This is a genomic window from Streptomyces sp. NPDC102406 (assembly GCF_044765725.1).
Lineage (GTDB): Bacteria > Actinomycetota > Actinomycetes > Streptomycetales > Streptomycetaceae > Streptomyces.
This window is the reverse complement of record NZ_JBIWKP010000003.1, coordinates 269,973-285,397: the sequence shown is the minus strand read 5'-3', so window position 1 is coordinate 285,397 and position 15,425 is coordinate 269,973. Positions and strand designations below refer to the sequence as shown.

Here is a 15,425-nt window from a genome sequence, read left to right as displayed (position 1 = left end):
AGGAGGCGCCGGCTAGCGCGCGGTCTGCGTGTGGACGTACTCGACGAGGCGGGTGAGCGCGTCCGGGTCGGTGTTCGGCGGGACGCCGTGCCCGAGGTTGAAGACGTGGCCCTCCAGGCCGGCCGCCGCGTCGAGCACCTCGCGGGCCTTCGTCTCGACGGCCTCGGTCGTGGCGAAGAGCACCGCCGGGTCGAGGTTGCCCTGGAGCGCCTTGCCGGGGCCGACACGGCGGGTGGCCTCGTCGAGCGGCACGCGCCAGTCGACGCCGACGACGTCCGCGCCGGCCTCGCCCATGAGCCCGAGCAGTTCACCGGTGCCGACACCGAAGTGGATGCGCGGCACGCCGTACGACTCGACGGCCCGGAAGACCTTCTGCGAGGCGGGCATGACGGAGCGCCGGTAGTCGGCCGGGGAGAGCGCGCCGACCCAGGAGTCGAAGAGCTGCACGGCGCTCGCGCCCGCCTCGATCTGCACCGTGAGGAAGGCGGAGGTGATGTCGGCGAGCCGGTCGAGCAGGTCGGCCCAGAGCTGCGGGTCGCCGTACATGAGCGCCTTGGTGTGCTCGTGGTTGCGCGACGGGCCGCCCTCGACGAGGTAGCTGGCGAGGGTGAACGGGGCGCCCGCGAAGCCGATGAGCGGTGTCGCGCCGAGTTCGGCGGTCAGCAGGCCCATGGCCTCGGTGACGTACCAGACGTCCTGCGGGGTCAGGTCCCGCAGCCGGTCCAGGTCGGCGCGGGTACGGATCGGCTGCGCGATGACCGGGCCCACCCCGGGCTTGATGTCGAGGTCGACACCGATGGCCTTGAGCGGCACGACGATGTCGCTGAAGTAGATCGCGGCGTCGACCTTGTGGCGGCGCACCGGCTGCATCGTGATCTCGGCGACCAGTTCGGGCCGCATGCACGACTCCAGCATCGGGATGCCTTCGCGGACCTTGAGGTACTCGGGCAGCGAGCGCCCCGCCTGCCGCATGAACCACACCGGCGTGTGCGGCACGGGCTCGCGCCTGCACGCCCTGAGGAAGGCGGAATCCTTGACGGCGTCGTGCGTCGCTGACGGCTGCTGGCCCGTGGCCTCGGTGTTGGCACTCACACCGGAAAGTCTCGCACGGCCCCCGGGCGACAGGAGAAGCGACAGGAGAACGGCGGCGGTGCCGGGTGTCCTTGCCTGCGCGCGGCGCTCGTTCCCCTTAACCTTCCCGGCATGGCTGCGGCTCTGGGACGACGGTCGGACAGCCCGGAAGAGTCGGGCGACTCGGACGGGATGAGTGAATCGGTGCGGGAGGGGCAGAACGCTCGGGACATGAACGCTGCACAAGAGGACGAGACGGCTCCGTCCACCCCCCTGGCCTTCCGTACGGCGGTCGACGCCCTGCGGTCCGCGCGGCTGCGACCTGAGATCGAGATCGACCCCACGCGCCCGCCGCAGCGCCTGGCCCCCTTCTCCTACGCGCTGGAGGCCACGGTCGTCGACGCGGTCGCCGCCGACCCCGACGACGACGTCCTGGCCGACGGGCGCCTGGTCCTGCTGCACGACCCGGCCGGGCACGAGGCGTGGCACGGCACGTTCCGTCTGGTGACGCTGGTGCGCGCGGAGCTGGAGGCCGAGATGGCCGCCGATCCGCTGCTCCCCGACGTCTGCTGGTCGTGGCTGACGGGTGCGCTGGCGGCGCGCGGTCTCGGGTACGGGGAGCCCTCCGGCACGGTCACCCGCGCCGGTTCGCACTATTTCGGCGGGATCGGGGACCGGCCTCCCGCCTCGCAGATCGAGATTCGCGCGTCCTGGACGCCGCGCGAGGGGCCTGGCGGCATCCCGGACACGGCCGCGCATCTCGCCGCGTGGTGCGAGTTGTTGTGTCAGGTCGCGGGTCTGCCCCCGGTGGTGGGGGTGAACGGCCCGAGCGGTCAGATCGGTTCGGACAGCGCTGTGGTGTCCCTGCCGCAGCGCCGGGGACCCCGCCCCGCCTGATCCCGCACTATCACGGAGGGTCTGTTTTCGGCCGCGTCGGCGCATGTCCGACGCGGCCGTTACTCGTTTCGATTCGGTTTGATCTTCGGATGATCGATACTGTGTCTGAATTGCGTGGATTGTTACTCACCAAATCGTGATCTTTCTCTAAAGGCGGGCGGGTTTACTGCCGAAGACCTCTGTGACCTTGAAAGCACGGTTCGTCCCGGCTTCACCCCCGAGCCGGCTCCGTCCCGCACCCCAGGAGGCCTGGTGTCCGTTCTCCTCGAGCAGCCCTCAAGCCTGGTCGCCTACCGCCCGAACAAGCCGACCGCCATGGTGGTCGTGGCCGACCCGCGCGTCCGCTCCACCGTCACCCGCCATCTGTGGGCGCTCGGTGTTCGCGACGTGATCGAGGCCTCGTCCGTCGCGGAGGCTCGTCCCCGCATCGGCAACCCCCGCGACATCTGCGTAGCCGACGTCCACCTCCCCGACGGATCCGGCCTGACGCTCCTCTCCGAAACCCGAGCCGCGGGCTGGCCCAATGGCCTCGCCCTCTCCGCCGCCGACGACATCGGTGCCGTGCGCAACGCCCTCGCGGGCGGCGTCAAGGGCTATGTCGTCACCGGCACCCGCACGAACGTAGGACTCCCCACCCGTCCCGGCGCCGCCCCCATCGGGTCCGCCGCCGCCCGTATGCACCGCCGCCCCCCGGGTGCCCCGAGCCACCCGGGCGGCTACCGCGAACTGTCCGGCCGCGAGGTGGAGGTGCTCCGCCTCGTCGCCGAGGGCCAGTCGAACAAGGCCATCGGCGTCTCGATGGGCCTGTCCGCCCTGACCGTCAAGAGCCACCTCGCCCGGATCGCCCGCAAGCTCGGCACGGGCGACCGTGCCGGGATGGTGGCGGTCGCCCTGCGCACCGGAATCATCCACTGAACCGACCTGTCACAACCTGGCCGGATCTTTCCGGTTCACACACCTTCAGCGCCCGTCGACGGAACGTTCCGTCGACGGGCGCCGTCCGTTCACAGATACCCTTGACAGGTGACCGACGCCCAAGAGACCGCAGCAGACAGTTCACTGCGCACCACCGGAGGCGCCCCTCCGGACGACGTCGAGACGGCGCCGATCCCCCTGCTCGAACCGCGCGAGGGCATTCCGCCGGTGATCGCCGACGAGGCCGCGCTCGCGCAGGTGGTCGCGGCCTTCGCCGCGGGCACCGGACCTGTCGCCGTCGACGCCGAGCGCGCTTCCGGTTATCGCTACGGACAGCGCGCCTATCTGGTGCAGTTGCGCCGCGAGGGCGCGGGCAGCGCGCTCATCGATCCCGTCGCCTGTCCGGACCTCTCCGGTCTCGGCGCGGCCGTCGAGGACGCCGAGTGGGTGCTGCACGCGGCCACTCAGGACCTGCCCTGCCTGCGCGAAATAGGCATGGTGCCCGTCGAGCTGTTCGACACGGAACTGGCCGGACGGCTCGCCGGATTCCCGCGCGTCGGCCTCGGCGCGATGGTCGAGAACGTGCTGGGCTTCGTCCTGGAGAAGGGCCACTCGGCGGTCGACTGGTCCACGCGGCCCCTGCCCGAGCCCTGGCTGCGCTACGCGGCCCTCGACGTGGAGCTGCTCGTCGATCTGCGCGACGCCCTGGAGAAGGAGCTCGACCGGCAGGGCAAGCTCGACTGGGCCCGCCAGGAGTTCGAGGCGATCGCCTCCGCGCCGCCCGCGCCGCCGCGCAAGGACCCCTGGCGGCGGACGTCCGGCATGCACAAGGTGCGCAGGCGCCGGCAGATGGCCGTGGTCCGTGAACTGTGGACCGCGCGGGACCGGGTCGCGCAGCGCCGTGACGTGTCGCCGGGCAAGGTCCTCGGTGACACGGCGATCGTCGAGGCCGCGCTCGCCCTGCCGCCCAACGTGCACGCGCTGGCCGCGCTCCCCGGCTTCGGGCACCGCATGGGCCGACGCCAACTGGAGCAGTGGCAGGCCGCCGTGGACCGGGCCAGGGAGTTGCCGGAGGCGGAGCTGCCGCAGCCCGGGCAGCAGATCGCCGGACCGCCGCCGCCCCGGGCCTGGGCGGACAAGGACCCGGCGGCGGCGGCCCGGCTGTCCGCGGCGCGGGCCGCGGTGTCGACGCTGGCCGACACGTTGAACATGCCGCAGGAGAACCTGATCACGCCCGACACCGTGCGGCGGGTCTGCTGGGAGCCGCCGTCGGTCGTCGACCCGGAGTCCGTGGCGGCGGCGCTCACCTCGCACGGGGCGCGGCGCTGGCAGGTGGAGCAGGTCACTCCCGTACTGGTCGCGGCGCTGGCGTCCCGGGCGTAGGGGTTGGCTGTCCGCGGGCCGGTAAGGGGCTGAGCGCGCGTTCCCCGCGCCCCCACCGGCCCGCACCCGGCGATGTGACGTTCGCCGCTCCGGCCCGGGGGGCTGGGCAGCATGGTTACTCGCAAGTAGCATGAGGGCATGAGCGCGCGCTCAGCCGCGCGCCGTGGCAGTGCCGTCCCGCATCTTGGAGGAGAGCCATCGTGCCTCGTACCGTCAGGGACGTCGTCTTCGTCGACGGCGTCCGCACCCCGTTCGGCAAGGCGGGCCCGAAGGGCATCTACCACGAGACCCGGGCCGACGACCTGGTCGTGAAGGCCATCAGGGAGCTGCTGCGCCGCAACCCGAACCTGGACCCGGCCAAGATCGACGAGGTCGCCATCGCCGCGACCACCCAGATCGGTGACCAGGGCCTGACGCTGGGCCGCACGGCGGGCATCCTCGCGGGGCTGCCGCAGTCCGTCCCGGGCTACTCCATCGACCGCATGTGCGCCGGTGCGCTCACGGCCGTCACGACCGCCGCGGGCTCCGTCGCGTTCGGCGCGTACGACGCCGTCATCGCCGGTGGTGTCGAGCACATGGGCCGCCACCCCATGGGTGAGGGCGTCGACCCGAACCCCCGCTTCGTCAGCGAGAAGCTGGTCGACGAGTCCGCCCTGTTCATGGGCATGACCGCCGAGAACCTGCACGACCGCTACCCGCACATCACCAAGCGGCGCGCCGACGAGTACGCCGTGCGCTCGCAGGAGAAGGCGGCGAAGGCGTACGCGAACGGCAAGATCCAGCAGGACCTCGTCCCGATCTCGGTGCGCAACACCAACGCCGAGGTGGGCGAGACCGGTTGGGGGCTCGTGACCGCTGACGAGCCGATGCGGCCGGGCACGACGCTGGAGAACCTCGCCGGGCTCAAGACGCCGTTCCGTACGCACGGCCGCGTCACGGCAGGCAACGCCGCGGGTCTGAACGACGGCGCCACCGCGTCGATCATCGCGAGCGAGGAGTTCGCCCGCGAGCACGACCTGCCGGTCAAGATGCGCCTCGTCTCCTACGCCTTCGCGGGCGTCGAGCCGGAGGTCATGGGCTACGGCCCGATCCCGGCCACGGAGAAGGCGCTCGCCAAGGCGGGCCTCGCCATCGAGGACATCAACCTCTTCGAGATCAACGAGGCGTTCGCCGTCCAGGTCCTCGCGTTCCTGGACCACTACGGCATCGCCGACGACGACGCCCGCGTCAACCAGTACGGCGGCGCCATCGCGTTCGGCCACCCGCTGGCCTCCTCGGGTGTGCGTCTGATGACGCAGCTCGCCCGTCAGTTCGAGGAGCAGCCGGAGGTCCGTTACGGCCTCACCACCATGTGCGTCGGCTTCGGCATGGGCGCCACGGTGATCTGGGAGAACCCGCACCACAAGGACGCCGGAGGCGACAAGTGAGCACCACCACCGCTGAGCTCCTGAAGGGTGCCGCCGAGCTGTTCCCCGGCGAGGTCGTCACCTCCGCGCACGTACGCCACCTCGACCTCCCGTACGGGGCGGGCCGGTTCGCGCTGATCACGCTGGACAACGGCTTCGACCACACCAAGCCGACCACCTTCGGCCCGGGCTCGCTGGCGAACCTGAACACCGCGATCGACCAGGTCGAGGCCGAGGCCGCGGCGGGCGACATCGTCGGTGTCGGCATCACCGGCAAGCCGTTCATCTTCGCGGTCGGCGCCGACCTCAAGGGTGTCGAGCTGCTGAAGAACCACGATGACGCGCTGGCCATCGGCAAGGGCGGCCACGAGGTCTTCAAGCGCCTCTCGGGCCTCGCCGTGCCGACGTTCGCGTACTACAACGGTGCCGCCATGGGCGGTGGCGTCGAGGTCGGTCTGCACTGCTCGTACCGCACCGTGTCGAAGGCGCTGCCCGCCTTCTCGCTGCCCGAGGTCTTCCTCGGTCTGGTCCCCGGCTGGGGCGGCTGCGCGCTGCTGCCGAACCTGATCGGCGCGGACCGCGCGGTCTCGGTGATCATCGAGAACTCGCTCAACCAGAACAAGCAGCTCAAGGGCAAGCAGGTCTTCGAGCTCGGCATCGCCGACGCGATCTTCGAGGGCGCCGACTTCCTGGAGCAGTCGCTGCTCTGGACCGCCCAGGTGCTCAAGGGTGACGTCAAGGTCGAGCGGCCCGACGTCGACCGTGGCGAGGCCTGGGACCAGGCCGTCGCGCGCGGCCGGTTCATCGCCGACTCCAAGGTGCACGGGGCGGCCCCGGCCGCGTACCGCGCGCTCGAGATCATCGCCGCCGCGAAGAGCGGGGACCTCCAGGCCGGGTTCGACGCCGAGGACACGGCGCTCGCCGACCTCATCATGGGCGGCGAACTGCGCGCCGGTATCTACTCGTTCAACCTGGTGCAGAAGCGCGCCAAGCGGCCCGCGGGCGCGCCCGACAAGTCGCTCGCGCGCCCGGTCACCAAGGTCGGCGTCGTGGGCGCGGGCCTGATGGCCTCGCAGCTCGCCCTGCTGTTCCTGCGCCGCCTGGAGGTGCCGGTCGTCCTGACCGACATCGACCAGGAGCGCGTCGACAAGGGTGTGGGCTACGTCCACGCCGAGATCGACAAGCTGCTCGGCAAGGGCCGCGTCAACCAGGACAAGGCCAACCGTCTCAAGGGCCTCGTCTCCGGCGTGCTCGACAAGGCGGAGGGCTTCTCCGACGCGGACTTCATCATCGAGGCCGTCTTCGAGGAGATCGGCGTCAAGCAGCAGGTGTTCGCCGAGGTCGAGGCGGTCGCCCCGGCGCACGCGATCCTCGCCACCAACACCTCCTCGCTGTCGGTCTCCGAGATGGCGTCGAAGCTGAAGCACCCCGAGCGGGTCGTCGGCTTCCACTTCTTCAACCCGGTCGCGATCCTCCCGCTCCTGGAGATCGTGCGCGGTGAGAAGACCGACGACGCGGCGCTGGCCACGGCGTTCGGCGTCGCCAAGAAGCTGAAGAAGACCGCGGTGCTCGTGAAGGACGCCCCGGCGTTCGTCGTGAACCGCATCCTGACCCGCTTCATGGGCGAGATCCAGAACGTCATCGACGAGGGCACCCCCGTCGAGGTCGCCGAGAAGGCCGTCGAGCCGCTCGGACTGCCGATGTCGCCGCTGGTCCTCCTGGAGCTGGTCGGCCCGGCCATCGGTCTGCACGTCTCGGAGACCCTGAACCGCGCCTTCCCGGAGCGCTTCACCGTCTCCCCGAACCTCGCGGCCGTCGTCAAGGCGGGCAAGCGCGGCTTCTACGTCTACGATTCCGGCAAGCCGGAGCTGGACCCCGAGGTCGCCGCGCTCCTCAAGCAGGGCGATGTCGTCCTGACCGAGGAGCAGGTCCGCGACCGTGTGCTCGACGCCGTCGCCCAGGAGATCGGGCTCATGCTCGACGAGGGCGTCGTCGCCGAGGCCCAGGACATCGACCTGTGCCTGATCACGGGCGCCGGCTGGCCCTTCCACCTGGGCGGCATCACGCCGTACCTGGACCGCGAGGGCGTCTCGGAGCGGGTGAACGGCAAGCGGTTCCTGGAGGCGGGCGTCGCGAGCGTGCCCGCGTAAGCGGTAGCGCTCCCGTCCCGGAACACCGAGGGGCGTGGGGAACCGCGGACCAGTTGGGGCTGGTCGGCGGTTTCCCGCGCCCCTTCCGGCTGCTCAGAGCACGCCGCGCCATGCCTCCAGGGCGAGCCCCGGTTCTTGCTTGCGGCGGGTGAGGTGCATCTGGGGCGGGTTGCCGGGGACGTAGGTCGCCGCCACCACCCGGCCGTGCGCGTCCTCGGCCAGCGCGATCCGGGCGTCGGGCGGCAGCGCCGGGCCCGACTCCGTCCACCACGCGCCGGCCGACTCCATCTCCGTGGGGTACGCGGCGAAGGCGACGCGGCCGCTGCGGGCGCGCTGGGCGAGCAGGGTGCAGTCCACGCCGTCGAGCGAGCAGCGGATCGCCGTCACGGAGCCGGGGCCCGCCGCGTCCATCAGGCGCACCGGGGCGTCCTCGCCGCGCCAGGCCCACAGGGCGTCGTCCTCGTCCGTGTAGAAGAGCGTGGTGTGCTCGGCGGAGGTGGCGAGGGCCCACAGCGTGTCCGGGCGGACCGCGACCTGCTGCGGCTTCTCGTCCTCGACGGGGACCGCGCCGGGCTCCTGCTGGCGCCAGCGGAAGATGCGCTCCTCACCGGCCGCGTACAGGGTGATCAGTCCCGACTCGCCTGTGACGGCGGCGAGTTCACCGCGGACGCGTCTGCCCTTGAGGTCGCGCCAGGGGCCCCAGCCGCCCTTCTCCAACTGGGCGCGCATGTTGACGCCGCCGCCCCTGTTGCGGACGAAGACGTGGGCGCGGCCCTGCGCGTCGACGGCCACGGCGGGCGGGCCGGTGCGGTCGCCCGTCTTGTTGGGGTGGCCGATGGGGGTCCAGTCGAGCGCCGCGAGGTGCGGCTGGAAGTGGGTCGAGTGGACGAGGCCCGACTCGCCGGGGACGGTGGGCCGCCAGGACACCAGATGAACGTATCCGCCGGGGGCCTGGGCGAGGGCGAGCACGGGGTGCAGGCGCTGCTCGCCGCCGACCGTGCGCGCCTCGGACCAGGTGCCGCCCGGCGTCCGCTCGGTGCGGCAGACGACCGCGTCGCCGTCGGGATGGTGCGCGTAGGCGCAGAGTCCGCCGTCGCGTCCGCGTATCAGCCAGTCGCCGTTCACCGCTCCATTTTAGGTGGCGGCGGACGCTGCCCCGGTCCCGGCCCCGGTACGGTTTCCGGTATGACGACTCTCCTGGTGGTGGACGGTGCGAACGTCGTCGGGTCCGTCCCCGACGGCTGGTGGCACGACCGGCGCGCCGCCGCCGTCCGCCTGCGGGACCGTCTCGCGGTCTACGCCGAGCTCCACCCCGGCGAGGAGGTGGTGCTGGTGGTCGAGGGCCGGGCACGCGGCATCGAACCGGTGCCCGGGGTCAGGGTGGAGGAGGCGCCGGGCGAGGGCGACGACCACATCGTGGCGGTGACGGCCGGCGCGGCGGAGGCGTGCGTGGTCGTGACGGCCGACCGCGAACTGCGGCGCAGGGTCGAGGAGTCGGGGGCGCGCTGCGTCGGCCCGCGCACGGTGTACCCGTAGCGGTCGCGGGGTCGAGAGTCACGCACTGTCGCGGCGGCCGAGCTTGCTGTGGGTGCGGCCGTACGCGGAGTAGATGAGCAGGCCGAGCACCATCCAGGCGAGGAAGCGCAGCCAGGTCTCGACCGAGAGGTTGAGCATCAGCCACACCGACGCGGCGACCGAGGCGATCGGCAGGACGGGCACCCAGGGGGCGCGGAACGCGCGCGGCAGGTCGGGGCGGGTGCGGCGCAGGATGATCACGCCGAGGGCGACGACGACGAAGGCGAACAGGGTGCCGATGTTGACGAGCTTGGAGAGCTCTTCGAGGGAGACGAACCCGGCGAGGACCGCGGAGGCGACGCCGAGGATGACCGTCGAGCGGTAGGGCGTGCGGAACTTCGGGTGGACCTCGCTGAACACCTTCGGCAGGAGGCCGTCGCGGCTCATCGCGAAGAAGACGCGGCCCTGGCCGAGGAGCAGGATCATGACGACGGTGACGAGGCCGATGATGGCGCCGAAGTTGATGAGGCCCGCCCAGAACGGCTGGCCGATCGCCTTGAACGCGTCGGCGAGCGGGGCGTCCGCGCTGAGGGTGTCGTACTTCTGCATGCCGGTGACGACGATCGACACGGCGACGTACAGGGCCGTGCAGATGGCGAGGGAGCCGATGATGCCGCGCGGTACGTCCTTGGCCGGGTCGACGGTCTCCTCGGCGGCGGTGGCGACGACGTCGAAGCCGATGTACGCGAAGAAGACGACGGCGGCGGCGGTGAAGACGCCCATGACGCCGAAGGCGGAGGGGGTGTAGCCGAAGGCCGTCTCGAGGACGGTCGCGCTGAGCCCCGACCCGCCGGGCACGTCCTTCTGCGGCGGGATGAACGGCGAGTAGTTGGCGCCGACGATGTGGAAGCTGCCGACGGCGATGATGATGAGGACGACGAGGACCTTGACGGCGACGACCAGTGAGGTGACGTGCGCGGACAGCTTGACGCCCGCGACGAGGACCCCGGTCATCGCCAGGATGAGCAGGGCGGCGGCGATGTTGAAGCCGAACCTGCCGTCGGAGGGGCCGAGCAGCGCGGTCGGCAGCGGGATGCCCCAACTGTCGAGGAGCGACTGGACGTAACCGGCCCAGCCGACGGCGACGGTGGCGGCTCCCAGGGCCAGCTCCAGGACGAGGTCCCAGCCGATGATCCAGGCGACGAACTCACCGAGCGAGGCGTAGGCGAAGGTGTACGCGGAACCGGCCACCGGCACGGTGGAGGCGAACTCGGCGTAGCAGAGCGCGGCCAGCGCGCACACGATGCCCGCGACGACGAACGCGAGGGCGACGGCGGGGCCCGCGTAGTTCTTGGCGACGGTGCCCGTGGTGACGAAGATGCCCGCGCCGATGACGACGCCGACACCGAAGACCGTGAGGTCGAGGGCGGACAGCGATTTGTTGAGCTTGTGCTCGGGTTCCTCGGTGTCCTGGATGGACTGCTCGATGGACTTCGTCCTGAACAGGCCGTTGCGTACGCGTCCCGCGTCTGGCTGGGTGCTCACCGGCTGCCTCCGTCGCCTTGTCGTCCCCGACATGATCGGGACGAGTAGCCGCCGACGGGCTGATCACTCTCGCGTTTCACGCGAAAGGGCCGGGCCGGACCGCCCGATGGGTCAATCCGGTCCGGCCCTCGACGGGGGCTCAGTCCCTGGCGGGTTCCATCTCGTCCCGCGCGGCGCGCTCGTGACGGCCGTCCAGCTTCGCGACCAGGCCGGTGACCTGGCGGGCGATGTCGGGGGCGGTGAGGCCGATCTCCGCCATGACCTCCTTGCGGGAGGCGTGGTCGAGGAAGCGGGGCGGGATGCCGAAGTCACGCAGGGGTACGTCGACGCCCGCGTCGCGCAGGGCCTGGGCGACGGCCGAGCCGACACCGCCGACCCGGGAGTTGTCCTCCACCGTGACCACGACGCGGTGGCGCTCGGCGAGCGGGGCCATGGCCTCGTCGACGGGCTTGACCCAGCGCGGGTCGACGACGGTCGTCGTGATGCCCTGCTTGTCGAGGAGGTCGGCGATCTCCAGGCACATGGGAGCCAGCGCGCCGACCGAGACGAGCAGGACGTCCGGGCGGGCCGCCTGGTCGGCGGCCGGCTCGCGCAGGACGTCCATGGCGCCGACCCTGCCGACGGCCTCGACCGCCGGGCCGACGGCGCCCTTGGAGTAGCGCACGACCGTGGGCGCGTCCTGGACCTCGACGGCCTCGCGGAGCTGGGCGCGGACCTGGTCGGCGTCGCGCGGGGCGGCGATCCTGAGGCCCGGGACGACCTGGAGGATCGACATGTCCCACATGCCGTTGTGCGAGGCACCGTCGGTGCCGGTGACCCCGGCCCGGTCCAGGACGAAGGTGACGCCGCACCTGTGCAGGGCCACGTCCATCAGGAGCTGGTCGAAGGCGCGGTTGAGGAAGGTCGCGTAGACGGCGAAGACGGGGTGCAGGCCGCCCGCGGCGAGGCCCGCGGCGCTGGTCGCACCGTGCTGCTCGGCGATGCCCACGTCGTAGACCCGGTCGGGGAACCTGTCCGCGAACTTCTTCAGGCCGACCGGCTGGAGCATGGCCGCGGTGATGGCGACGATGTCCTCGCGCTCCTCGCCGAGCTTGACCATCTCGTCGCCGAAGACGGAGGTCCAGTCGGCGCCGGAGGCCTTGACGGGCAGGCCGGTGTCGGGGTGGATGGGGCCGATGCCGTGGAAGCGGTCGGCCTCGTCCTCGAGGGCGGGCGTGTAGCCGCGGCCCTTCTCGGTGAGGCAGTGCACGATGACGGGGCCGCCGAAGCGCTTGGCGCGGATCAGCGCCGACTCCAGGGCCTCGATGTCGTGGCCGTCGATGGGGCCGACGTACTTCAGGCCCAGGTCCTCGAACATGCCCTGCGGCGCGATGAAGTCCTTGAGGCCCTTCTTGGCGCCGTGCAGCGTCTCGTACAGCGGCCTGCCGACGACCGGGGTGCGCTCCAGGAGGTCCTTGCCGCGGGCCAGGAAGCGCTCGTAGCCGTCCGTGGTGCGCAGGGTGGCCAGGTGGTTGGCGAGGCCGCCGATGGTGGGCGCGTAACTGCGCTCGTTGTCGTTGACCACGATGACCAGGGGGCGGTCCTTGGCGGCGGCGATGTTGTTCAGCGCCTCCCAGGCCATCCCGCCGGTGAGGGCGCCGTCACCGATGACCGCGACGACGTGGTCGTCCTTGCCGAGCACCTCATTGGCCTTGGCGATGCCGTCGGCCCAGCCGAGGACGGTGGAGGCGTGCGAGTTCTCGATGAGGTCGTGCTCGGACTCGGCCTGCGAGGGGTATCCGGACAGGCCGCCCTTCATCTTCAGCCGGGAGAAGTCCTGGCGGCCGGTGAGCAGCTTGTGCACGTAGGACTGGTGACCGGTGTCCCACAGGACCTTGTCCTTGGGGGACTCGAAGACCCGGTGCAGGGCGATGGTCAGCTCGACGACACCGAGGTTGGGGCCGAGGTGGCCGCCGGTCTTGGAAACCGCGTCGACCAGGAAGGTCCTGATCTCCTCCGCCAGCCGGTCCAACTGCTCCAGGCTGAGCCGGTCCAGATCGCGCGGTCCCGTGATGCGGGTCAGCAGCGGCACCCGTGCCTCCTTGCAGTAGAGCTGTAGTAGCTGGTTGAGCTGTTCGAGCATGCCGGGTCTGTCGAGTCTAATGTTCCGCCACCGGAGGTGGCGGGCGGGCCGGGCGTTGCCGGCCACGCGATCGGCCCTGTCCGGACATGACTGTGCCCGGCGTCGTCCTTGACGCCGGGCACGGTCAGCCCAGATGAACGGGGCAGAAGCGGTCAGGCGCGGCCGGCCGACTTCTGGGTCTTACGGGTGACCGAGTCGATGACGACCGTGGCGAGGAGCACACCACCGGTGATCATGTACTGGATCGGGGTGGCGATGCCCTGGAGGGCGAGGCCGTACTGGATCGAGGTGATGACCAGCACACCGAGCAGCGCGTTCCACGTGCGGCCCCGGCCGCCGAAGAGGCTGGTGCCACCGATGACGGCCGCGGCGATGACGTTCATCAGGAGGTCACCGGAGCCGGCGCTCTGGTTGGCCGCCGCGATCTTGGAGGCCCAGAAGAGGCCGCCGACCGCCGCGAAGAGACCGGCGATGGCGAAGACCGAGATACGGACCGCCGTGACGTTGATGCCCGCACGGCGGGACGCCTCGACGCTGCCGCCGAGGGCGAAGACCTTGCGGCCGTAGCCGGTGCGGCGCAGCACGAAGTCGGAGCCGACCAGGACGATCGCGAACAGCAGCACCGCGAGCGGCAGGCCCTTGTACTGGTTGAAGATGATCGCGACACCGAACGCGGCGACCGCCATCAGCACCGTGCGCAGCACGATGTCGCTGAGCGGCCGGGACGGGATGCCCGCGGCCTCGCGGCGCCGGTTGGCGAGGAAGGTCGGCACGAAGTAGCCGACGACCGCGACGACGGCCAGGCCGTAGGCGGCGGCGACGTCCGAGAAGTAGTAGCTGGTGAGCTTGCCGACCACACCGTCGCTGTCGATGTTGATCGTGCCGTTGGCGCCGAGGATCTGGAGCATGAAGCCGTTCCAGAACAGCAGACCCGCCAGGGTGACGGCGAAGGCGGGCGCGCCGATGCGGGCGAAGAAGAAGCCGTGCAGGGCGCCGATGACGGCACCGGCGGCGAGGGCGGTGAGGACGGCCAGCCACTCGTTGACCCCGTGGGTGATGCTCATTACGGCCATGATCGCCGAGGAGACACCGGAGACGGAGCCGACCGAGAGGTCGATCTCGCCGAGCAGCAGCACGAAGATGATGCCGACGGACATCATGCCCGTGGCGACCATCGCGACGAAGATGTTGTTGAGGTTCTCCGCGCCCAGGAACGCCGAGTTCAGGCTCTGGAAGATCGCGCAGATGACGATGAGGCCGATGACGACCGGGATCGCGCCGAGGTCACCGGCGCGGATCTTGCGCTTGAACTCGCCTATGTAGCCGGCGAACCCTTGCTCCCGCACGAGGAGCCGGGGGTCGACGGCGGCCACGCTGGCGCCCGCGGCGGCGGGGGCCGCGTCCACGGGGGCCTGCGGCTTGTCGGTCTTTTCGATGCTCACTTCTGAGCCTCCGCGTTGCTGCGCGCCGCACGACGGGTCACGGCGTTGTCCGTGGCGCCGGTGATGGCGGAGATGATCTCTTCCTGCGAAGTCGTCTTGACCTCGAACACGCCGTTGTTGCGGCCGAGCCGCAGTACGGCGACCTTGTCGGCGACGGCCTTCACATCGGCCATGTTGTGGCTGATGAGGATGACCGCGTGGCCGCGCTCGCGCAGCCGCTCGACGAGGTCGAGCACCTGCGCCGTCTGCTCGACACCGAGGGCGGCCGTCGGCTCGTCCAGGATGACCAGCTTGGGCTCGCCGAGCATGGAGCGGGCGATGGCCACGACCTGGCGCTGACCGCCGGAGAGCGAGGCGATCGGGATACGCACGCTGGGGATGCGGATGGAGAGCGTCTCCAGGAGCTCCCGCGAGCGGCGCTCCATCTCGATCTCGTCGAGGACACCGCGGCGCTTGATCTCGCGCCCCAGGAAGAGGTTGCCGACAACGTCGATGTTGTCGCACAGCGCGAGGTCCTGGTAGACGGTCGCGATACCGAGGGCCTGGGCGTCGTGCGGGCGGTTGACCGCGACGGCCTTGCCGTCCCACTCGATGACGCCCTCGTCGATGGGGTGCACCCCGGCGATCGTCTTGACCAGGGTGGACTTTCCGGCACCGTTGTCGCCGACCAGGGCGACCACCTCACCGGCGTGGACCTCAAGCTCTACGTCGGTGAGCGCCTGGACGGCACCGAATCGCTTGGAGACCCCGCGCAACGCCAGCACGGGCGTAGCGGACACGTGAACCATCTCCTTCGCCGCCAAAGGCCTGACCCGGCGGGAGGTTGAACAGAAGTGAAGACTGGGGGGTGTTCCGTCCGGCGCCCCGCCGTTGAGCTTTGCGGGGCTGTCGGCGGCGGGGCGCCGGACGTGCTCGCACGGGAGCGCTACCGGAAGGGGCGCGCACGTCCCGTGCGGGACAGGGGAGTTACCGCGAGGGT

At 71.0% G+C, this 15,425-nt stretch carries 12 protein-coding genes; 6 read left to right on the top strand and 6 right to left on the bottom strand.

All coding sequences use genetic code 11. The annotated features are described in order from the left end of the window. Positions 1 to 12: 12 nt before the first annotated feature. Positions 13 to 1,092, bottom strand: coding sequence for a uroporphyrinogen decarboxylase (gene hemE / locus ACIRF8_RS14885; RefSeq protein ID WP_404214724.1), 1,080 nt, complete (start codon positions 1,090 to 1,092; stop codon positions 13 to 15). A 210-nt stretch (positions 1,093 to 1,302) separates the two neighbouring features. Between hemE and ACIRF8_RS14880 the strand changes: the two genes are divergently transcribed. The 5 genes from ACIRF8_RS14880 to ACIRF8_RS14860 all read left to right on the top strand — a co-directional run bounded on the left by ACIRF8_RS14880 (position 1,303) and on the right by ACIRF8_RS14860 (position 7,822). After that, positions 1,303 to 1,968 carry a DUF3000 domain-containing protein gene (locus tag ACIRF8_RS14880; protein WP_404214722.1) on the top strand — a complete coding sequence of 222 codons (666 nt, stop codon included), beginning with the start codon at positions 1,303 to 1,305 and terminating at the stop codon, positions 1,966 to 1,968. A 252-nt stretch (positions 1,969 to 2,220) separates the two neighbouring features. Continuing rightward, positions 2,221 to 2,883 (top strand): response regulator transcription factor, encoded by a 663-nt coding sequence (locus ACIRF8_RS14875; RefSeq protein WP_353945341.1) that lies wholly within the window; start codon positions 2,221 to 2,223, stop codon positions 2,881 to 2,883. A gap of 108 nt (positions 2,884 to 2,991) precedes the next feature. Continuing rightward, complete coding sequence (locus ACIRF8_RS14870) at positions 2,992 to 4,266, top strand: HRDC domain-containing protein (RefSeq protein ID WP_404214720.1); 1,275 nt, start codon at positions 2,992 to 2,994, stop codon at positions 4,264 to 4,266. 200 nt (positions 4,267 to 4,466) lie between these two features. After that, positions 4,467 to 5,693, top strand: a complete 1,227-nt coding sequence (locus ACIRF8_RS14865) for a thiolase family protein (protein WP_404214718.1) — start codon at positions 4,467 to 4,469, stop codon at positions 5,691 to 5,693. Then, positions 5,690 to 7,822: a 3-hydroxyacyl-CoA dehydrogenase NAD-binding domain-containing protein gene (locus tag ACIRF8_RS14860; RefSeq protein ID WP_404214716.1), complete on the top strand. Its 2,133-nt coding sequence runs from the start codon at positions 5,690 to 5,692 to the stop codon at positions 7,820 to 7,822. Before ACIRF8_RS14865 ends, ACIRF8_RS14860 begins: the two co-directional genes overlap by 4 nt. Before the next feature lie 93 nt (positions 7,823 to 7,915). Here ACIRF8_RS14860 and ACIRF8_RS14855 read toward each other — a convergent pair whose 3' ends face one another. Beyond that, positions 7,916 to 8,947 carry a hypothetical protein gene (locus ACIRF8_RS14855; protein WP_404214714.1) on the bottom strand — a complete coding sequence of 344 codons (1,032 nt, stop codon included), beginning with the start codon at positions 8,945 to 8,947 and terminating at the stop codon, positions 7,916 to 7,918. A 60-nt stretch (positions 8,948 to 9,007) separates the two neighbouring features. Between ACIRF8_RS14855 and ACIRF8_RS14850 the strand changes: the two genes are divergently transcribed. Beyond that, on the top strand, positions 9,008 to 9,358 hold the full coding sequence (locus ACIRF8_RS14850) for an NTP pyrophosphohydrolase (RefSeq protein ID WP_404214712.1): 351 nt from the start codon (positions 9,008 to 9,010) through the stop codon (positions 9,356 to 9,358). A gap of 18 nt (positions 9,359 to 9,376) precedes the next feature. Here ACIRF8_RS14850 and ACIRF8_RS14845 read toward each other — a convergent pair whose 3' ends face one another. The 4 genes from ACIRF8_RS14845 to ACIRF8_RS14830 all read right to left on the bottom strand — a co-directional run bounded on the left by ACIRF8_RS14845 (position 9,377) and on the right by ACIRF8_RS14830 (position 15,234). After that, the gene (locus ACIRF8_RS14845) at positions 9,377 to 10,915 is read right to left on the bottom strand and encodes an amino acid permease (protein ID WP_404214710.1); all 1,539 of its coding nucleotides are present in this window, start codon (positions 10,913 to 10,915) and stop codon (positions 9,377 to 9,379) included. A 106-nt stretch (positions 10,916 to 11,021) separates the two neighbouring features. Continuing rightward, positions 11,022 to 12,953 (bottom strand): 1-deoxy-D-xylulose-5-phosphate synthase, encoded by a 1,932-nt coding sequence (dxs, locus tag ACIRF8_RS14840; protein WP_404215900.1) that lies wholly within the window; start codon positions 12,951 to 12,953, stop codon positions 11,022 to 11,024. 203 nt (positions 12,954 to 13,156) lie between these two features. Further along, positions 13,157 to 14,446, bottom strand: a complete 1,290-nt coding sequence (locus ACIRF8_RS14835; protein ID WP_404214708.1) for a sugar ABC transporter permease — start codon at positions 14,444 to 14,446, stop codon at positions 13,157 to 13,159. After that, positions 14,443 to 15,234, bottom strand: coding sequence for an ATP-binding cassette domain-containing protein (locus ACIRF8_RS14830; protein WP_404214706.1), 792 nt, complete (start codon positions 15,232 to 15,234; stop codon positions 14,443 to 14,445). The genes ACIRF8_RS14835 and ACIRF8_RS14830 overlap by 4 nt, the downstream gene beginning before the upstream one ends. Positions 15,235 to 15,425: the final 191 nt, after the last annotated feature.